The sequence below is a fragment of the Dyella sp. genome, from assembly GCF_035685885.1.
GTDB lineage: Bacteria > Pseudomonadota > Gammaproteobacteria > Xanthomonadales > Rhodanobacteraceae > Dyella.
The window spans coordinates 1-19,698 of the sequence record NZ_DASRZX010000080.1 but is presented as its reverse complement, the minus strand read 5'-3'; the positions used below and the strand labels follow the sequence as shown (position 1 = coordinate 19,698).

Annotated in this window: 18 protein-coding genes; 11 read left to right on the top strand and 7 right to left on the bottom strand. The window is 65.5% G+C overall.

What is annotated here, in order from left to right:
• Positions 1-50 precede the first annotated feature (50 nt).
• Positions 51-878, top strand: coding sequence for a bifunctional DNA-formamidopyrimidine glycosylase/DNA-(apurinic or apyrimidinic site) lyase (gene mutM / locus VFG49_RS09775; RefSeq protein WP_324859917.1), 828 nt, complete (start codon positions 51-53; stop codon positions 876-878).
• Positions 879-1,039: 161 nt separating this feature from the next.
• On the opposite strand, the gene VFG49_RS09770 is transcribed toward mutM, so the two are convergent.
• The 3 genes from VFG49_RS09770 to VFG49_RS09760 all read right to left on the bottom strand — a co-directional run bounded on the left by VFG49_RS09770 (position 1,040) and on the right by VFG49_RS09760 (position 3,369).
• Positions 1,040-1,804: a hypothetical protein gene (locus VFG49_RS09770; RefSeq protein WP_324859915.1), complete on the bottom strand. Its 765-nt coding sequence runs from the start codon at positions 1,802-1,804 to the stop codon at positions 1,040-1,042.
• A 27-nt stretch (positions 1,805-1,831) separates the two neighbouring features.
• Complete coding sequence (locus VFG49_RS09765) at positions 1,832-2,464, bottom strand: thymidine kinase (protein ID WP_324859913.1); 633 nt, start codon at positions 2,462-2,464, stop codon at positions 1,832-1,834.
• Positions 2,465-2,592: 128 nt separating this feature from the next.
• Complete coding sequence (locus tag VFG49_RS09760) at positions 2,593-3,369, bottom strand: hypothetical protein (protein WP_324859911.1); 777 nt, start codon at positions 3,367-3,369, stop codon at positions 2,593-2,595.
• Positions 3,370-3,505: 136 nt separating this feature from the next.
• Between VFG49_RS09760 and VFG49_RS09755 the strand changes: the two genes are divergently transcribed.
• Positions 3,506-5,488 carry a UvrD-helicase domain-containing protein gene (locus VFG49_RS09755; protein WP_324859909.1) on the top strand — a complete coding sequence of 661 codons (1,983 nt, stop codon included), beginning with the start codon at positions 3,506-3,508 and terminating at the stop codon, positions 5,486-5,488.
• A gap of 132 nt (positions 5,489-5,620) precedes the next feature.
• Here the strand turns inward: VFG49_RS09755 and VFG49_RS09750 are convergent, their stop codons facing one another.
• Positions 5,621-6,652: an AI-2E family transporter gene (locus tag VFG49_RS09750; protein ID WP_324859907.1), complete on the bottom strand. Its 1,032-nt coding sequence runs from the start codon at positions 6,650-6,652 to the stop codon at positions 5,621-5,623.
• A 131-nt stretch (positions 6,653-6,783) separates the two neighbouring features.
• Here VFG49_RS09750 and VFG49_RS09745 point away from each other — a divergent pair, with 131 nt between their 5' ends.
• The 8 genes from VFG49_RS09745 to VFG49_RS09710 all read left to right on the top strand — a co-directional run bounded on the left by VFG49_RS09745 (position 6,784) and on the right by VFG49_RS09710 (position 16,757).
• Positions 6,784-7,683, top strand: a complete 900-nt coding sequence (locus VFG49_RS09745) for a 5'-nucleotidase, lipoprotein e(P4) family (RefSeq protein WP_324859905.1) — start codon at positions 6,784-6,786, stop codon at positions 7,681-7,683.
• Between the two features lie 295 nt (positions 7,684-7,978).
• A complete protein-coding gene (locus tag VFG49_RS09740) occupies positions 7,979-9,034 on the top strand; it encodes a hypothetical protein (RefSeq protein ID WP_324859903.1) in 1,056 nt (351 codons plus the stop codon).
• 428 nt (positions 9,035-9,462) lie between these two features.
• Entirely contained in the window at positions 9,463-12,108 is a 2,646-nt protein-coding gene (gene plsB / locus VFG49_RS09735; RefSeq protein WP_324859901.1) for a glycerol-3-phosphate 1-O-acyltransferase PlsB, read from the top strand.
• Positions 12,109-12,231: 123 nt separating this feature from the next.
• Positions 12,232-13,587, top strand: coding sequence for an amidohydrolase family protein (locus tag VFG49_RS09730; RefSeq protein WP_324859899.1), 1,356 nt, complete (start codon positions 12,232-12,234; stop codon positions 13,585-13,587).
• A 481-nt stretch (positions 13,588-14,068) separates the two neighbouring features.
• A complete protein-coding gene (ubiE, locus tag VFG49_RS09725) occupies positions 14,069-14,821 on the top strand; it encodes a bifunctional demethylmenaquinone methyltransferase/2-methoxy-6-polyprenyl-1,4-benzoquinol methylase UbiE (protein WP_324859897.1) in 753 nt (250 codons plus the stop codon).
• Between the two features lie 44 nt (positions 14,822-14,865).
• Positions 14,866-15,375 (top strand): DUF4124 domain-containing protein, encoded by a 510-nt coding sequence (locus tag VFG49_RS09720; protein ID WP_324859895.1) that lies wholly within the window; start codon positions 14,866-14,868, stop codon positions 15,373-15,375.
• Between the two features lie 67 nt (positions 15,376-15,442).
• Positions 15,443-16,081 (top strand): TMEM175 family protein, encoded by a 639-nt coding sequence (locus VFG49_RS09715; RefSeq protein WP_324859893.1) that lies wholly within the window; start codon positions 15,443-15,445, stop codon positions 16,079-16,081.
• A 16-nt stretch (positions 16,082-16,097) separates the two neighbouring features.
• The gene (locus VFG49_RS09710) at positions 16,098-16,757 is read left to right on the top strand and encodes a Pr6Pr family membrane protein (protein ID WP_324859891.1); all 660 of its coding nucleotides are present in this window, start codon (positions 16,098-16,100) and stop codon (positions 16,755-16,757) included.
• On the opposite strand, the gene VFG49_RS09705 is transcribed toward VFG49_RS09710, so the two are convergent.
• Genes VFG49_RS09705 through VFG49_RS09695 form a run of 3 tightly spaced genes read right to left on the bottom strand, consistent with a single transcriptional unit; the run spans position 16,758 to position 18,674 of the window.
• Positions 16,758-17,441 carry a glutathione S-transferase family protein gene (locus tag VFG49_RS09705; protein ID WP_324859889.1) on the bottom strand — a complete coding sequence of 228 codons (684 nt, stop codon included), beginning with the start codon at positions 17,439-17,441 and terminating at the stop codon, positions 16,758-16,760.
• A 16-nt stretch (positions 17,442-17,457) separates the two neighbouring features.
• Positions 17,458-17,754 (bottom strand): cupin domain-containing protein, encoded by a 297-nt coding sequence (locus VFG49_RS09700; RefSeq protein ID WP_324859887.1) that lies wholly within the window; start codon positions 17,752-17,754, stop codon positions 17,458-17,460.
• Complete coding sequence (locus tag VFG49_RS09695; protein ID WP_324859885.1) at positions 17,754-18,674, bottom strand: DMT family transporter; 921 nt, start codon at positions 18,672-18,674, stop codon at positions 17,754-17,756. Before VFG49_RS09695 ends, VFG49_RS09700 begins: the two co-directional genes overlap by 1 nt.
• Before the next feature lie 108 nt (positions 18,675-18,782).
• Between VFG49_RS09695 and VFG49_RS09690 the strand changes: the two genes are divergently transcribed.
• Entirely contained in the window at positions 18,783-19,292 is a 510-nt protein-coding gene (locus VFG49_RS09690) for an Lrp/AsnC family transcriptional regulator (RefSeq protein WP_324859883.1), read from the top strand.
• Positions 19,293-19,698 lie beyond the last annotated feature (406 nt).

Here is a 19,698-nt window from a genome sequence, read left to right as displayed (position 1 = left end):
TCGCGCACTGGGTGCGCTCCTGCAGTGATGGCTTTCAACCGAGACACCTCGTGCCCGAACTCCCCGAAGTCGAAACCACTCGCCGCGGCATCGCCCCGCACCTGATCGGTCGCACGGTCAGCGGGGTGACGCTGCGCAGGCCTGACCTGCGCTGGCCGATCCCGCCGGAAATCAGCGAGCTTCTGCCCGGCCAGCGCATCCTCGACGTGGAACGCCGTGCGAAATATCTGTTGCTGCACACCAAGGCCGGCAGCGCCCTGCTGCACCTGGGCATGACCGGCGTGCTGCGCGTGTTGCCGCCGGATGCGTTGGTGGGAAAGCACGATCATGTGGATATCGCACTTGCTCCTTCCGTTACGGAAGGTCCGCGCGTGCTGCGCTTCACCGATGCGCGCCGCTTCGGTTGCCTGTTGTGGCAAGCGCCCGGCGAAACCCATGAACTCCTCGCCTCACTGGGCCCCGAGCCGCTTACCGATGACTTCGACGGCGATGTGCTGTGGCAGCTTTCGCGCGGCCGCACGGCGGCGGTGAAGCTGTTCCTGATGGACAACGCCGTGGTGGTCGGTGTGGGCAACATCTACGCGAGTGAGGCGTTGTTTGCCGCGGGCATCGATCCGCGCAAGCCCGCAGGCTCGGTTTCACGCGCACGCTATGCGCGGCTCGCCGCCGAGGTGAAGCGCATCCTGGCGTGGGCGATCGAGCGCGGCGGCACCACGCTGCGCGATTTCATCAACCCCGATGGCGCGCCCGGTTATTTCTTCCGCGAGCTGCAGGTCTATGGGCGGGAAGGCGAGCCCTGCCGCGTGTGCGGCACGCCGATACGACAGGTGGTGCTGGGGCAGCGTTCGACGTTCTGGTGTCCGACGTGCCAGAAGTAGGCTGCGGCGCAGCTCTCACTGAAGAGTTGCCCGAGGCTGGTTTCGCAAGACGAGAGGCTGGAATCACGTGCTTGCCTGCGAACATCCACTGGGCGCGCGGCAAGATGGCTGTCGCGCGCAGGGTGCGCTCCCACACGTAGAGTGTGGGAGCTGGGTGCGGGTCAATCCGGCCAGCGGAATTCCGCGAAGGTATTGTTGAAGTCGGCGTCTTCCTCGCCGCCGCCAAGACGCGCGGCCAGCCCGCCATGCAGGCCTTCGGCATCGAGCGGCTGGCCGTCGATGAAGTGCGCGCCAAGCGCCTCCAGTTCCACCAGGCGTTCGCACAGCAGGCCGGCGCGGTCGATGTCGCCTTCGGGCACGTTGCGGATGCTGATGTCAGGACGCCCGAACTTGCGCATGCCGCGCGTGTGGATCCATTGGCGGCCCTGCGCCTCGTCTTCGTCGCAGAGAATCAGCAGGTGGTTGCGGATCGGCGCGCCGTCGCGGACGACATAGCGCCGGCGCCAGCTGTCGGCATCGAACAAGGTGAGGATCTGCGGATCCAGGATGGCCGTGCCGCCCACATCGAGCAGCGCCGCCAGTACGCCAAGGGTGTCGCGCAGGTAGCCGGTGTCGCCGCTGTCCGGCAGGCGGCCGCGCACGACCAGCACTTCCGGCGCATCGAGCGCCAGCCTGTAGGCCTCCGGGGCGTCCTCCTTGAACATGCGGCCGATGCTGCCGCGCAAGGGATAACCTTCCCACTGGCGCAGCGCGCCGTGGTGGTGGCTGGTCAGTTCCACGCCTTCGGGCAGGCCCTCGCTACCGTAGTCCGTGGAAGGCGCGCGTCCCGGTTCGAACTTGCCGAACACGTAGAACTGCAGCAGCACTTCCTCGTCATTGGGCTGCCAATGCGGGCGTTGCCAGGCGGGAAAGGGAATCTTGGACATACCGTTCCTTGAATGGGTGCGGGAGGCTCAATGCCCCTCGCCCAGCGGCAGCACCGGCTGCTGCAACTCTATCCTGCCGTGTCCTTCCGTAATGTTCTTGAACTCGGCGCGACTCACCGAGACATAACGGTCGTTGCCGCCGATCTCAACCTGCGGGCCTTCGGTGACGGCGCGGCCATGCTCGTCCACGCGTACCACCATGGTGGCCTTGCGGCCGGTATGGCAGATGGTCTTGATCTCTTCGAGGTTGTCGGCCCAGGCCAGCAGGTAACCACTGCCCTCGAACAACTCGCCGCGGAAATCGGTGCGCAGGCCGTAGGCAAGCACCGGAATGTTGAGCTTGTCCACCACGTCGCTGACCTGCCACACCTGGGCCTTGCTGAGAAACTGCGCCTCGTCGACGAACACGCAGTGCAGCGGTCCGCGCGCGGCGATGTCCTCTTGCACCAACGCCAGCAGGTTCTCGTCGCCGGCAAAGCGGCGTGCGTTGGCCTTCAGGCCGATGCGCGAGGCCACCACGCCCTCGCCGAAACGATTGTCCAGCGCCGGGGTGAGGATGAGCGTGCGCATGCCGCGCTCGTGGTAGTTGTACGCGCTCTGCAGCAGCGTGGTGGTCTTGCCGGCATTCATTGCCGAGTAATAGAAGTACAGCTTGGCCATGTCGGTTCCTGGGGCGCAGGCCGCACATGGTAGCGCCTGGCGCGTGGAGATCGGTCGCCCGCGCGCGGCCTGGCGCGGTCCCGTCGGCGTCGCACGTCGATACCAGCAACCCGGCGCGAAGGCGTCCCTCAGCCGGGAGGCTTCGGCTCGTCGACTGGCGGCTTGTCCACCTGCTGCAGGTCGCCCACTTCCACTCGGCCCTGCATCTGCACCTGCCATTGCAGGTCTTTCATCCTGAGATATTCGGCGGTGGTGAGGCGCTTGGAATCGCTGGCAACGCTCATGTCTTGGCCGGATGCGGAGCCATCCAGCAGGCCAGCGACGGCCTGGCCAGCGGCCGCCTGGCTGGCGCTGTCCGCATAGATCACCACACCGCTGCCGACCCAGCCCAGGTGGCTGCCGGTGACCGCGGAGCGGATGCTGCCCAGCTCCACCGTCAACCGGCGCATGCCCGCCTCGTCGCCGTAATCGCCATCCAGCATCTGACGCAGTTCGCGCGCCTGCATGCGCTCCTCGTCGGTCATCTGCATCCAGTAGAGGTCGCGCTGGCGCTGCAGCTCCGGATAACCGCGGCTGGCGGCGAGCTCGATCCACGCATAGGCGCGTGCGCGATCGCGCGGCACGCCATCGCCCGTCCAGTACATCAGCGCGATGAGCGCCTGCGAGGTCTTGTCCGCGTAGCGCGAAGCCAGCCTGAAATTCTCGAACGCTTCCTGCTTGCGACCTTCGCGGTATGCCTCCATGCCGAGGTGGCGAAAGCGCAGGTCAGGGTGTTCCTTGATGAAGGACCCGGTGTCCATGTCGGCCAGCACGGCGCCGCTGCGCTTGATGTCGCCTTCGGAAGGCGTCTGCGCCCACGCGACACCGCACACCATCCAGGCCAGGAGAACCAGTAACCGCGCCATGCTCACGCTCCTGTGAGGCGAGCGCCCCACGGGCGCCCGAGACCGGGGCCTCAGCATAACGTTTTGCAAGTCGATCGCCCGTCGATGCGACCGGCCTCTGCTACCATCGAGCGCCGCTCTCGCCGCTGCGCACACCATGCTCAACCCCCAACAATTGGCCGCCGTCGAACACTGCGACGGCCCGCTGCTGGTATTGGCCGGCGCCGGCTCGGGCAAGACCAGCGTGATCACGCAGAAGATCGCGTACCTGATCGCCCGCAAGAAGCTCGCCCCTTCCAAGATTGCAGCCATCACCTTCACCAACAAGGCGGCGAAGGAAATGCGCGAGCGCGTGGCCAAGCTGATCACCAGCGAGGATGCCGCTGCGCTCACGGTATGCACGTTCCATGCGCTGGGGCTGAAGTTCCTGCAGATGGAGCATGCACGCGCCGGCCTGCGCAAGGGCTTCTCGGTGCTCGATGCGGACGACAGCGAGGGCATCATCAAGGAGCTTTCGCCCAAGGGCGTGAAGCCCGACGTGCTGTTCGGCATCCGCAACCTGGTGAGCCGCGCCAAGAATGCGGGCCTGTCGCCCGAGGAAGCGCTGGCCGCCGCGCGCAGTCCGCGCGAGCTGGATGCGGCCACCATCTATGATCTCTACCAGCAGCGACTCTCCGCGTTCAACGCGGTGGACTTCGACGACCTGATCCGCCTGCCGCTGCGCATCCTCGAATCGGACGAGGAATGCCGCATGGCCTGGCGCGAGCGCCTGCGCTATCTGCTGGTGGACGAATACCAGGACACCAACGACGCGCAGTACCGCCTGCTCAAGGCATTGACTGGTGAGCGCGGTCGTTTCACCTGCGTGGGTGACGACGACCAGTCGATCTACGCCTGGCGTGGCGCCAATCCGGAGAACATCGACCAGCTCGGCAAGGACTGGCCGGCGCTGCGCGTGATCAAGCTGGAACAGAACTACCGCTGCGGCAAGCGCATCCTGCGCGCCGCCAACAAGCTGATCGCCAACAATCCGCACCTGCACGAGAAGAAGCTGTGGAGCGAGCATCCGGAAGGGGCCCAGATTCGCGTGCTGGAGTGCAAGGAGAACGAGCACGAGGCCGAACGCGTGGCCGCCATCGCCACCACGCTGGCCGAGAAGCACAAGGCGCGCTGGCACGACATCGCCATCCTGTATCGCGGCAACTTCCAGGCACGTCCGCTGGAAAAGGCGCTGCGCCTGGCGCGCGTGCCGTACCACCTCACCGGCGCGCTGAGCTTCCTCGATCGCGCGGAAGTGAAGGACCTGCTCTGCTATCTGCGCCTGCTCACCAACCCGAGCGATGACGCCGCTTTCCTGCGCGTGGTGAACGTGCCCAAGCGCGAGATCGGTTCGACCACGCTGGAGAAGCTGGGCCAGATCGCGCAGACCCGCCACGCGTCACTGCTCGACGCGGCACGCAGCGACGCTGTGCTGCGCCAGCTCACGCCGCGCCCGGCCGCCGCGCTGGCTTCATTCACCAACCTCATGGATGAATTGCGCAGCGCCTCGCTGCACAACAGCGCAGCCGATCTGGTGGACATGGTGCTCAAGCGCACCGGCTATGCCGAACAGATCGCCGCGACCACGACCGACCCCGCATTGCGCGAGCGCCGCCTGGGCAACCTGCGCGAACTGGCCGACTGGTTCCGCGCGATGCAGAAGGGCAACAACAGCGCCGGCGATCTCGCCGCGCAACTTGCTCTGCTCAGCCACGCCGATCGCGATGAGCCCGGCAATGCGGTGCGCATGATGACGCTGCACGCGGCCAAGGGACTGGAGTTCCGCTTCGTCTTCATCGTCGGCTGCGAGGAAGGCACACTGCCGCACGAAGGCGCCATCGACGAGGGCCGCATCGACGAGGAGCGCCGCCTGATGTACGTGGGCATCACCCGCGCCAAGGAAATGCTGACGCTGTCGTGGTCGGCCAAGACCAAGCGCTACGGCGAGGTGAACAGCAACCAGCCGAGCCGCTTCCTGCACGAGCTACCGCAGGACGACCTGCACTGGCAGGGCAAGGACCCAGAAGCGGACAAGGAAGTGGTACGCGAGACAGCCGAATCGCATATGGCCAAGATTGCGGCGATGCTGGCGGGCGGGTGAGTGATTCGCTGCCCGTTTAGTCACGGATGCATGAAAGTCGAAGGCACTGGCTCGCTGCCTTCGCGGGGATGACGGTATATGCAGAGCGCGGTGCACTTTGCTCGTCATCCCTGCGAAGGACCAAGCAATCACTCAAATCAACCGCTCCGCCTCAAGCTCGCTCTTGAGATATGCGTAGTAGATCGGCCCCGCGATCAACCCCGGCAAGCCGAACGCCGCTTCCATCAGCAGCATCGCCACCAGCAGTTCCCACGCGCGGGCGCGGATCTGTCCGCCTACGATGCGTGCGTTGAGGAAGTACTCGAGCTTGTGGATGAGTATCAGGAAGCCCAGTGCGGCAATGCCCACGCCTAGCGACACGGAAAGGCCGGCGATAGTGATGGCAGTGTTGGAAATGAGATTGCCGATCACCGGCAGCAGGCCAACGATGAAGGTGAGCACCACCAGCGTCTTGGCCAGCGGCACGTGGATGCCCATCAGCGGCAGGACGCCCAGCAGGAAAATCGCGGTGAACACGGTGTTGAGCAGCGAGATCTTGATCTGCGCGAACACGATGTTGTGGAACGCCTCGGACAGCCGCTGGCAGCGCAGGCCCAGCGCCGCGGAAAGCGGGCCGACCTGATGCGCGGGCCGCGTGCGGCTGAGCGCGACGATGGCGCCCAGCACCATGCCGATAAGGATGTGCACGAATACACGGGCGGCTTCCTTGCCCACGGTCTGCAGGCTCACCGAATGCTTGCGGGTGAGCTCCAGCGCCATCACGCGCAGGTCGTCCACGCTGTCGGGCAGCCAGCCCACCACCGTGGCCGGCAACTGCTCACGCGCCTTTTCCACCAGCGGCATCAGCTGTTGCTGCCACAGCAGTTCGGGGTTGCCGATCTCGTTGCGCAGGAAGCTGACCGCACTGAGGATCAGCAGCACCAGCAGACCCACCACGATGGTGCCCAGCAGGGCGACCACCAGCACGCGCGCGCGATCGCCCGGGATGCGTTTGCCCAGCAGCGGCGCCGTGGCTTGCACCAGCTCGTATACGAGCAGGCCGGCGAACAGCGCGGGCAGCAGGCGGAGGCCGAGCACCAGCACCAGCGCGAGCGCCGCCAGCACGTAGCTGGCGATGCGGATGGCCGACGACGGTGGGCGCACGAGGGACGGGGCGGGTTCCATGCGGATCATGCGAAGCGAAGGTTCGTGCGAGTCTGTCAGCACGTGATGGCTGCCGCCAGCCCCAGGGGTTCGACACGCCACTGTCGTAAACTTCCCCGATCCTGCTCGTTCAGTCTCCACGGGAATCCTTCATGTCTGTTCGTCTGCCGGCGGCCCTTGCCGCCCTGGTCCTGCTTGCCGGTTGCTCGGCCGCGCCTTCCAAGTCCTCCGCCCCGGTGGCTGCCACGCCTGCGTCCATCGCGCCCGCCGCTCCCGCGACGCCTGCCGATGACAACCTCAACGCGGTAGCCTGGAGCCAGACGGCGATCGAGCACGACCTGATCTACCTGCAGACCTATCGCGATGCGCAGGCCCGCCTGCCCGCCGCCATCGCCGATGCCAGCTGGGACGCGCTGCCCAAGGGCGACCGCAGCGCGCCTGCCAAGGGCCTGAAGCCGGCCGTGGTGCTCGACATCGACGAAACCGTGCTGGACAACTCGCCTTACCAGGCTCGCCTGATCAAGAGCGGTGGCGAATACAACGAGGCCGCCTGGGCTGAGTGGTGCAAGGAACAGCGCGCCCGCGCCCTGCCCGGCGTGGTGGCATTCACCCAGTTCGCCGCCAAGCACGGCGTAGCCGTGATCTACATTTCCAACCGCGCCAAGGACCTGGACCAGGACACGCTCGCCAACCTGCGCAAGGAAGGTCTGCCGGTGTCGGGTCCGGAGGCCTTCCTGGGTCTGGGCACGTTTGTCGAGGACTGCGAGCAGATCGGTACCGAGAAGGGTTGCCGTCGCCAGCTGATTAGCCACAAATATCGCGTCTTGATGCAATTTGGCGACCAGATCGGCGATTTTGTGACTGTTTTGGCCAATAACGCGGAAGGTCGCCAGAAGGCCATGGCCCCGTATATGGACTGGATCGGCACCCGCTGGTTCGTGCTGCCCAATCCGACCTATGGCGCATGGGAGCCGGCTTTGTTCAATAATGACTGGACCGCGCCGCGCGATGAGCGCCGCCGCCAGAAGATCCAGTCGCTGCGCTTCGATTGAAATCAATCAAATAAATCATCTATTTACGCAGAACAATCTCAAGTATTGCTTTAACTTTAACGGGGAAGTAAGATCCTCCCCGCCAACACCTGCTGACCTTGATAATTCCGCAGGCAAGGCCATTTCCCTTCCGGCTCTGCCGGATTACCCCGTGAGGCCCAACGCCCGCGGGGTTTTCTTTTTTGGGCTGCCGCACAGCCCGGCGACCCGGCTCTTGTTCACGCCGCGTCCACACGCTTACCCTCCGCCGACCGCCCCGAAGCTTCAGGCCATCGGGCGCCACTAACGAGACTCCATGCGTCGCTCATCCGTCTTCTATACCGTTGGCGCATTCGTCGCCCTGCTGGTGCTGGCCACGGTGGTCGCCCTGGTGGTGACCACCCACAAGCCTGGACCCGCGCCCGTGGTGGCCGGCAGCGACACGCCCGAAGCCTCGGTGCAGCAGTCCATCGCCCTGATCAAGGTGGGCGACTTCGCCGGCTTCTGGAAGCACGGCCTGCCACCCGCGGACTACGACACGCTGCGCAATGACTGGACCCGTCCGCGCGCGGACGAGCATCCGATCACGCCGGAAGACCGCGCAGACTTCATCAAGAACATGCAGCAGCTGACCGAGCCTGACGCGGAGACCAAGCTCTACGCGCTGGCCAAGCCCAAGCTGGCCCAGCTGCAGCAGCAATACAGCGACCAGCTGCCGGTGATGATCGGCATCATGCAGGCCATTGCCGCCACCGGCGTGGCGCAGAGCAAGGAACTCACCAACGCCCAGAAGCAGCAGGCCACCGCGGTAATCAACGTGCTGGCGCCATGGGCCCAGCAGGCGCCCTGGTTCGACCAGGCCCGCGCCAAGCAGGCCGTCGCCATTGCCGTGGCGACGGCGCGCAAGCTCGACATCAAGACACCCGAGCAGCTGCGCGGACTGGACTTCGACACGGCCATGCAGAAGTACAGCGCGGGCTTTCTCGGCATCAAGCAGGCGCTGGCCGTCTATGGGCTGTCGGTGGACGACGTGCTCGACTCGGTGAAAGTGACCACGCTGGAGAACCGCAACGGCCACGCCCGCGTGCGCGTCGACTACATGCTGCTTGGCAAACCGTTGTCCACCGAGTCGGACCTGATCGAACAGGGTGGCCGCTGGTACAGCGCCGACATGCTGCAGAACGTACGCGATTCGCATGAGCGGTTGATGGAACCGCCGCCAGCGAGCAGCACTGCGGAACCCACTCAGGCAACGGAAACATCGATCAAGGGCGCTGCAGCAGCGACGGAACTTGCCAACAGCAAGGATATTGCAGGCAGCAAGACCTCCCCGGCAGCCGCGACCTCTTCGGCGGGCGCTGCCAGGCACTGAGCAGCCTCGCGCGGCAAGGTTGCCGCCCTTCGACGCCCCGCAGAACACCTTGTTTACTTGTGCTCCGGTAAAAGGCCGGGGCGGCGTCTGTCGGCGTCTTCGCCCTACCGGAAACCCGGTTGGTCCGGGTCACCAGTTACAATCGGGGAATGCTTAAGGATGCTCTGCTCCATTCAATGCGGGTGGCACCACTCCAGCCTGCCTTCAGCGGTGCGTTGCACTGGCGAAGGCAGGCTGGCCGCCTGTCGAGGCAGTGCGGCGTGCAGCTGAGGGCGGGCTTGGGCGGCCCTGCGGGTGATGTACAGAAAGCCCTTGGGACGAGTCGCACGACTTGCTCAGGCGGCCAGCCCGGGCGGCGCCGCGCCCCCCGCCCCAAGGGCTTCCTGAACATCATGACACCCACGTTGAATGGAGCAGAGCATCCTTAAATGTCGACCACGGACACTCCCGCCCGTAGCCGCGCGCCCTGGTGGTTCCACCTTGCCGGGCACCTGCTCGAACCCTGGGTACGCATCCGCCGCGATCCCGCCGAACCCGCCACCCTGCTCCAGGCAGGCGTGCCGGTTTGTTATGTGATCGAGCGCGATGGCTTTTCCGATGCCCTGATCCTGGAGCGCGCCTGCCGCGAGGCGGGCCTGCCCACACCCATGCAGCCGTTGTCGGGCACCCGCCGCAAGCGCTCGGTGTTTGCACTGGCGCGACGGGACGGCTGGCTGTTCGGGCGCAACCGCCAGCGCTCGCCGAACGAGCCGCTGGGCCAGTTGGTGAAGTCGCTGGACGGCGACCCGGAGCGCGACATCCAGATCGTGCCGGTGTCGATCTACGTGGGCCGCGCACCGACCCGCGAGTCGGGCTGGTTCAGCGTGCTGTTCTCCGAGAACTGGATCGTGGTGGGTCGCTTCCGCCGCATGCTGGCGCTGCTGCTCAACGGCCGCGACACCGTGGTGCACTTCTCCACGCCGGTGTCGCTGCGCACGGTGGTGAACGAAGCGGGCGAGATCCGCCCCGAACGCCTCACCCGCAAGATCGCCCGCGTGCTGCGCACGCATTTCCGCCGCATCCGCGCGGCCGTGATCGGCCCCGACCTGTCGCACCGACGCACCGTGGTCGACGCGGTGCTCAATGCCGAGCCGGTGCGCACCGCCATCGCCGCCGTCGCCGCGAAGGAAAACATCAGCCACGCCAAGGCCTGGCGCCGCGCGCACGACATGGTGATGGAGATCGCCGCCGACTATTCGCACCCGGTGGTGCGCTCGGTGTCGTTCCTGCTGTCGAACTTCTGGAACAAGCTGTACGACGGCATTGCCATGCACCACTTCGAAAAGGCCCGCGCCGCCGCGCCCGGCCACGAAGTGGTGTACGTGCCCTGCCATCGCAGCCATGCCGACTACCTGCTGCTGTCCTACCAGCTGCACATGTCCGGCGTGGTGGTGCCGCACATCGCGGCCGGCGTGAACCTCAACCTGCCGGGCATCGGACCGATCCTGCGCCGTGGTGGCGCGTTCTTCCTGCGCCGCAGCTTCAAGGGCAACGCGCTGTACTCGGTGGTGTTCAACGAATACCTCGCGCAGCTGATCGATCGCGGCGCGCCCATCGAATACTTCATCGAAGGCGGCCGTTCGCGCACGGGCCGGCTGCTGGCGCCACGCGCCGGCATGCTGGTGATGACCGTTCGCGCCTTCCTGCGCGCGCCACGCCGCCCGGTGCTGTTCCAGCCCGTGTACATCGGCTATGAGAAGCTGATGGAAGGCAAGAGCTACATCGGCGAACTCTCCGGCAAACCCAAGGAAAAGGAATCGCTGCTCGGCCTGCTGCGCGGCCTGAAGGTGCTGCGCCAGCGCTATGGCCATGTCGCGCTCAACTTCGGTGAACCGATCGAGCTCAATCCGCTGCTCGATGCCGCCAGCGCCGACTGGCGCGCCGCCACCGCCGCCGATCCGGACGCCAAGCCCGAATGGCTGGGCCGTGTGGTGGATGACCTGGCCGATCGCATCCAGATCAACATCAATCGCGCCGCGGACGTGAACCCGATCAACCTGCTGGCGCTGGCCCTGCTCGCGAGCCCCAAGCACGCGATGGCGGAGAACGACCTGCTGGCGCAGCTGGAGCTGATGAAGGCGCTGCTGGAAGAGCAGCCCTTCTCCGACCGCATGACGCTCACCTCGATGGACCCGCCGGGCATCATCGCCTACGGCGAGCAGATGGGCTGGGTCCGTCGCGTGCGCCATCCGCTGGGCGACGTGCTGGTCACCGAGGATGAGCAGGCTGTATTGCTCAGCTACTTCCGCAACAACGTGCTGCACCTCACGGCCACCGCCGCGTGGGTGGCATGCTGCTTCCTCAACAATCGCCGCATGTCGCGCGCCTCGGTGCTGCGACTGGGCCGCATCATCTATCCGTTCATCCAGGGCGAGCTGTTCCTGCCATGGGATGCCGACGGCTTCGCGGAACAACTGCAGTCCACCATCGACTTCTTCGTGCGCCGTGGCCTGCTGGAAGCCACCGGCGATGGCCGCGTGCTCGAGCGCGGCCCGGGCCAGGACGATGCCGCATTCCAGCTCAAGATCATTGCGCGCAGCCTGATCCAGGCGTTCGAGCGCTACTACATCACCATCGCCGCACTGGTGAAGAACGGCCCGCACACGCTCACCGGCGCGGAGCTGGAAAACGCCTGCACGCTCACCGCGCAGCGCTTGAGCCTGCTCAACGAGCTGTCGGCGCCGGAGTTCTTCGACAAGGCGCTGTTCCGCGGCTTCATCCAGAAGTTGCGCGAGAGCCGTATCGTGTGGACCGACGGCGCGGGCAAGCTCGACTACGACCATGCGCTGGAAGACATGGTGCGCGATGCACGCGTGATCCTTTCGCGCGAGGTACGCCACTCCATCCTCAAGATCACGCCCGGCGGCGATGGCGACAAGGAACCCGCTGTCGCCGGAAAGCCGCTGCCCGCCGACGCTTCCAGCGAAGCGCTGCACGAACGCCATGTCGCGGCCGAGCAGCACGAGCACGCACCCTCCGTGGTTACGCCGGTGGCGGAAGAAAGCACCGAGAGCGACGCAGCCACCAAGGACTGAAGCCCCGCGTGCCGCCTTCGTGACGGCCTGATCTTGAGTGACGGGCCGCATCTGTGCGGTTCGTCATGGGCATCGCGGCACGGACTGATCCTATGATGGCTCCCTCATCCCGGGGAGCTCACCATGATCACTCGTCTTGCCTTCGCCGTGGCGGCGGCGCTGTCGGTACCTGCCGCCCTTGCTGCCGAACCTGCCCAGCCCAATCGCGACATTACCGTGCTGCACTGTGCGCGACTGGTGGACACCGCCGCGGGCAAGCTGCTGGGCGAGACCACGCTGGTGATCGAAGGCAACCGCGTGAAGGAGATCAAGAGCGGCCACGCGGACGACGCACCGTACCGTGACGCTGCGGCGAGTTCTGGCGCGCGCTTCTCGCAGGTCACGCTCGCCGATGCCACCTGCATGCCCGGCCTGATCGACTCGCACACCCATCTTTCGGACGAGACCAGCCCGACCGGCTACTCCGACCAGTTCCGCTGGAACGTGGCCGACTACGCCGTGCGCTCTACCGTCTACGCGCGCCGCACGCTGTTGGCCGGCTTTACGGCCGTACGCAATCTCGGCGACGGCCACAACGAGACCATCGCGCTGCGCAACGCGATCAACGCGGGTATCGTGCCGGGGCCGCGCATCTTCACCGCCGGCAAGCCGATCGGTACCACCGGCGGTCATGCCGATCCCACCGATGGCTACCGTGCAGATCTCGCCGGCAATCCCGGTGCGCAGGATGGCGTGATCGACAGCGTCGAAGACGCCTACAAGGCCGTGCGCCAGCACTACAAGGATGGCGTGGACGTCATCAAGATCATGCCTTCCGGCGGCGTGCTGGACGAGAGCAGCAGCGCCGACAATGCGCAGATGACCATCGAGGAGATCAAGGCGGTGGTCACCGCCGCGCACGACTACGGCTTCACCGTGGCCGCGCACGCGCACGGCGCCGAAGCGATCCGTCGCGCCGTGCTCGGCGGCGTGGACTCGATCGAGCACGGCACCTTCATGAACGACGAAGACATGAAGCTGATGAAGGAGCACGGCACCTGGTACGTGCCCACCATCATCGCCGGCAAGTACGTGCAGGAAATGGCGGCCAAGCCGGGCTACTACCCGCCGCAGGTGGCTGCCAAGGCCCTGCAGGTGGGCCCGGTCATCCAGGCTACCGCTGGCAAGGCCTACAAGGCCGGCGTGAAGATCGCCTTCGGCACCGATGCCGCCGTGTATCCGCATGGCCAGAACGCCAAGGAATTCGAATACATGGTGCAGGCCGGCATGCCGCCGATGTACGTGCTGCAGGCCGCCACCACGCATGCGGCAGAATTGCTGCACAAGAAAGACGAACTGGGCCAGGTAGCAGTGGGTCGCCGCGCCGATGTGATCGCGGTGCCCGGCAACCCGCTGGACGACATCACGCTGATGCAGAAGGTCAGCTTCGTGATGAAGGATGGCGTGGTGTACAAGCAGGATGGGAAGGTGACGTTGTAACACTTCCGGTTGCCAGCTCTCTCCTGCGGGCGACGCGAGGTGGTCAGCGCGGGAGAGATGTCGGGTGGCAAAGAGGCTCGACACAGGAGCGCATCTCCTCCGTAGGAGCGCACCCTGTGCGCGATGCCTTTCGCCTCAGTGTTTCCCGCGTCATTGCTGCAAAGGCAGGAGAAGCGCGCAGAACACACGCAGCGAGACCGCGAAGGAACGGGTGCAACGAGCCATCCAGTGGCGGGCCAGGTTTTTGCTTGACGGTATCGCAGTGGGCTCGCCTGCCGCGGGCTTCCGAAGCGCTGCCGCGGTCCGGGTCACCTTTTTTTGCTTGCGCCGAATCAAGAGCCAAAGGCCATCGCGCACAGGGTGCGCTCCTGCAGGTGCGGGCAGAGGAGTCCTTTGGCGAAGCAACCTCGCGATGAGCCCGGATGCGGGCAAGCCCGGCCCGCCAAGTGAGCCCGGCACCCCAATCCGCTACCATGGACCCATGAACGAACAGCCCCAGACCACCCATTTCGGCTTCCGCGACGTCCCCGTCGGCGACAAGCAGAAGCTCGTCGGCCAGGTATTCACCTCCGTCGCGAGCAGCTACGACCTGATGAACGACCTGATGTCGTTCGGCATCCATCGTCTTTGGAAGCGCCATTTCGTGGCCGTCAGCGGCGTGCGTCGTGGCGATCGCGTGCTGGACCTCGCCGGTGGCACCGGCGACATCGCTGCGCTGCTCAGGCCCGTGGTGGGCGCAGAGGGTGAGATCGTGGTGGGCGACATCAATGCCGCCATGCTCGGCGTGGGACGCGACCGCATGACCGACCGCGGCCTGGTGTCGGGCCTGCGCTGGTCGCAGCTCAATGCCGAATGTCTGCCGTTCGCGGACAACAGCTTCGACGCGGTGACCATGGCTTTCGGCCTGCGCAATGTCACCGACAAGGACAAGGCGCTGGCGGACATCTGCCGCGTCCTCAAGCCCGGCGGACGCGCCCTGGTGCTGGAGTTCTCGCGTGTGCAGAGCGACCTGTTCAGCAAGCTCTACGATTTCCACTCGTTCAAGGTACTGCCCAAGCTGGGCCAACTGTTTGCCGGCGACGCGGACAGCTACCAGTACCTCGCCGAGTCGATCCGCAAGCACCCGGACCAGGCAACGCTGAAGGGCATGATGGAACGCGCCGGCTTCGGCCGCGTAGACGTGCGCAACCTCAGCAACGGCATCGTGGCGATCCATCGCGGCTACAAGTTCTGACATCACCGGCGCAAAGGCGCCGCTCATCAGGTTAGGGAGGACCGATGAAGTACCTTGCGCTCGTCTGTTTGCTGCTGGTTTCGCCTGCACGGGCGGACATCTACAAATGCGTGAAGGACGGCCAGGTGGCCTACCAGGAAACGCCGTGCGACGCCGCGGCGAAACAGGCACACATCGCCACCGCGGCGACCAATGAATTCATCGGCTGCTTCGCCATGGACACGGGCTCGCCCTGGACCAACAGCGAGCAGCACAATCTGACCGAGATCCGTGCCGTCAATGGCGGCTACGCGCTGACGATCGACGGCGAACCCCGCAACAAGCCGTTGATGTTCAAACGAGCCACAACCGACGCGCTCCACGCGGTGAGCGAGGCGTTCCACCTGCAGGCGACGGACGGCATCACCCTGGTCTGGCAGCCAGGTGCGAAAGACACCAAGCCCGTAGGTATCTACAAGGTCAGGGACAGCGCCGGCCGCGAGGGATATTTCGTATTCCTATTCGTCACCAACGGCCTGGCGCACAGGCAGGCCTGTCCTGCCGCGCACACCTGAACGCACCGGCATCCCAGCGCCTGCCGATGGATGCCGCCACTTCATCCAGCAATCCCCACGGGTTCCCATGAGCACGAATGCTTCGCAGCTCGAACGCCTCACGTTCTTTTCCGATGCGGTGTTCGCCATCGCCATCACCTTGCTGATCATCGAGGTGCATGTGCCGCACCTCGAGACGCGGGATGACCAACCCTACTGGCAGGCGCTCGCGGCGCTGCAGCCGAGCTTCATGGGCTTCGTGCTGAGCTTCCTCGTAGTCGGTGCGCTGTGGATCGCGCACCATCGGATATTCGGCATGCTGGTCGACTACAACCCGATGATCGTGTGGCCCAACATGCTGCTGCTGATGGTGGTGGCGTTCATGCCGTTTGCCACGGCCTTGATGAGTTCGAACCCGCGTGCGCGCATACCGGAACTGTTCTATGCCGCCACGTTGCTGGCCGCAGGCCTGCTGCAACGGGCGTTGTTCGCCGCCGCCATGCGTCCGCCGTATATACGGCCAGACGTCCCGGCCGAACTGGTGGCCGCCACGCGGTGGCGTTCCTGGGGATTGCCGACGGCTGCAGCCATTTCACTGGTGGCCGCGTGGTTCGCGCCGGGTTGGAACAATTTCCTGCTGCTGAGCATTCCGTTGCTGGTGCGGCTGTATGCTGCCGCGGGGCGTCGCCGGTCACTGCGCCTGCAGGAAACGGCCGCCGCCTCCTGATCGACGCCGGAGCCACATGCCGCACCATCGCGCCCTGGCCGCCTTCGCCGCACTGCTCGGCTGGTTCGGACTGGCGCTACAGTTGTGGTTTTCCGTGCAGATCACGCTGGCGCGCGGCGGCACGACACTGGATGGCGTTTGGCTGTATCTCGGCTTCTACACCATCCTGACCAACCTGCTGGTGGCCAAGGCGCTGTCATCGGCGGCGATCGGGCCCGGACATGGCCCGGTCATCGGTTTCTTTCTCCGACCCGGCGTGCAGACCGCCATCGCGATGAGCATCGTGATCGTCGGTCTCATCTACAACCTGATGCTGCGCCAGCTCTGGCATCCGCAGGGCTGGCTGCTGGTGGCCGACGTGATCGTGCACGACGTCATGCCGCCGCTCTACCTGCTGTACTGGTGGCTGGCCGTTCCCAAGCAAGATCTTCGCTGGCGCCAGGCCCTCGTGTGGCAAAGCTACCCGGCCGGCTATTTCTTCTATGTGCTGCTGCGGGGCGCGGTGAACGGCTGGTATCCGTATCCGTTCCTGGACGTGCCCGCGCTGGGCTATCTTCGCGTGTTGCTCAACGCGTTTGGGGTGCTGATGGCATTCATTGCGGTGGCGAGCGCGCTGATCGCGCTTGGCCGCGTGCGGGTTCGTCGCCACGGCAACACGACGCCGGACGTATCCTGATCAGCTTGCGCGCAGGTCCTGCGTGATCTCACCGTAGCGGCGAACTTCTTCCTCATGGGCGTCATCACGCCAGGTCTCGCGCAGCGCCTCGTCATACCAGCGCTTCATCGACGGAAGGGCCAGCATGAGATCCACGTAATCGGCGGCAACGCCCCGGATGGGTAGCCCGTAGGTCTGCACGCGGAAGATCACGGGTGCATAGAACGCATCCACGGCCGTGAACGACTTGCCGGCCAGGAAGGGGCCGCCAAAGCGCGCGAGCCCCTCATTCCATAGCTCGTTCACGCGTGCAACGTCTGCACCGAGCGCCTCATCCATGCCATGCAACCGCACGCGAAGGCCACAACTCATGCCGCACTGGTTGCGCAGCGATGCAAAGCCCGCGTGCATTTCCGCGGCTGCGCAGCGCGCCCATGCACGTGCGCTGCGTTCGGACGGCCAGACGGCCGGATGGCGCTCGGCCAGGTATTCGACGATGGCCAGCGAATCCCACACGATGACGTCATTGTCATGCAGGCAGGGCACGCGGCCATTGGGTGAAAAGGCGCGGAACCGTTCCCAGTTCGAGCCCTGCCCGAAGGGCACGGCCTTCTCCTCGAAGGCCATGCCCAGCTCATGCATCAACACCCAGGGGCGCAGCGACCACGAGGAGTAGTTTTTGTTGGCGATGTAGAGCGTGGGCATGGCGGGCTCGGGCGGATCAGGTGTCGACGATCAACAGCGTACCCCGGCTGCCTCCCTCCACGCTGTGTGGCACGCCCGCCGGCACCACGCAGAGTTCGCCTGCACCCACTCGCACCGCGTGGCCATCCAGGGTCAGTCGCAACTCGCCTTCGAGCACCAGCAGGCCTTCGGCGTAGTCGTGGGTTTCCTCCGGATAGGCGGACTCGTCCATGCGCAGCACCTTCAGCTGCGCATCGCCGAACCGGGCGATCACTTGCGATGACCAGGGCTGCGGCAGCGCACCCGCAAGATCGACCAGGCGAACGGGCCGCATCAGTTCTGTTTGGCCGGCGTGGCGGCCACCGCGCCCGCCGGCGCCGACCGGCGGCGGGCATTGGCCAGCACCACGCCACCCACCGTGATCACGCCGCCCACCAGGGTCAGCAGGGTCGGACGTTCGCCCAGCCACACCCAGCCGATCAGCACGGCGATCGGCGGCGAGAAGTAGATGAAGCTGCTGACCTGCGAGGCGGATGCCCGATGCAGCGCAGCGTTCCACGCGATGTAGCCGATGAAGGTGGGCGCGATGCCCAGCCACAGCAGCGCGCCGATGTGCGACATGGGCGCGGCGGCGAGCGCATGCGGCAGGTTCAGCCCGAACGGCAGCGCGCCGAGCGTACCGGCGAAGAAGGTGAAGCCCGTGACGCCCAGCATGCTGTTGCGCGCGAAGAACGGCTTCTGCCCGACGAAGAAGATCGAGCACGCGATGACGCTCACCAGCACCATCGCAGCCATCGGCTCGAGTTTGACGTCCTTGCCGCTGGTCAGCACCACCACCACCACGCCCACCAGCGCCACTGCCAGCCCCATGAGCGTTCGCGGCGAAAGGCGTTCGCGCAGCCACACCGCCGAAAGTGCCGCGGTGGTGGCCGGCACCAGCGAAATCAGGATGGCCGCGGTGCCGCTGGCCACCCGCGTTTCCGCCGTGTTGAGGCACAGGTGGTAGATGCTGAGGCCAATCACGCCGAGCGCGGCCAGCGCCGGCCAGTCACGCAGCGCGGGCATCGGCACGCGCTTCACCAGCATCAGCACGGCGAAGCAGGCCGAGCCGATGGCCAGTCGCGCCAGCGCCACTTCGCCGGGCGTGAAGGAGGCCAGCGCGTAGGCGATCGCCGCGTACGCGGACGACCAGGTGAGCAGGGCGATGCCGACATAGGTGAGGGCACGCCCGTCCAGGCGTTCCGGGGTCTGCATGGGAATGTCCGATGGGGAGAAAACGTGCGCATCGTAAGGCGGCCAGGGGTGCGCATGAATGATGGATCAGCGTACGATGGTGTTGTTTTGCCAACGATCAAAATGTCCATGAACGCTGCGACCTTTGAATCGAAACCACTGTGGGACGCCACCGACTGGCAGCTGCTGGAAGCCCTGCAACAGGACGCCCGCCTGGGATATGCGGAGCTGGGCCGCAAGGTGAGGCTGTCCGCGCCGGCCGTGGCGGAGCGGGTCAAGCGGCTGGAAGAGGCGGGCGTCATTACTGGCTATCGCGCAGTGGTCAATCCGCGCAGGCTGGGCTACGAGATCGACGCCATGATCCGCCTGCGCTGCGATGGTGGCATTTGCGCACGCGTAGGCCAGCTGGTCGCGGACATCCCTGAAGTACTCGACTGCCGCCGCCTCGCTGGCGAGGATTCGGCCCTGCTGCGCGTGGTGGCCATGTCCATTCCCCACCTGGAATCGGTGCTTGATCGCCTGCTGAAGATCCATTCCAGCATCAGCACCACCACCCTCGTGGTGCTGCAGACGCCCCACGAAAACCGCCCCATGACCCGCACGATGTGGAACGCGGGCCGCACCTTCCTCGACGACTGACCCCGGAGACGCCTCGGAAGTCCAACGGAGCGATTAGTGTGAAGTGCATCACACATCGAGGATGAGGCAGTGCTCAAAGGCATGGTTATTGCCTCCCAGTCTGTAGGAAAACATCGCAAATAAAGGGACTTACGATCCTGCCGATAAGGAGGCTCAACCTCTTGAGGGAGGTAGGCGAAGTCCATTTGGGTTACGATGTTCTGTGCTTTGGAGGCATGCCTGGCGTCCTGGGAAGCCTCTCATTCTCGTCAGTCGGCAGGAGCGATGGGTTTAGGGAAGCTCCATCCAGCGGGGGTTGGATATGCAAAAGGGAACAGGGGTGGCGTTCTGGCTGCGCCAGATTGCAGTAGCCGCCGGTTATGCCGTACTCGTGTCGCTCGTCCGGGAACTGTCGTTCTCGCACTGG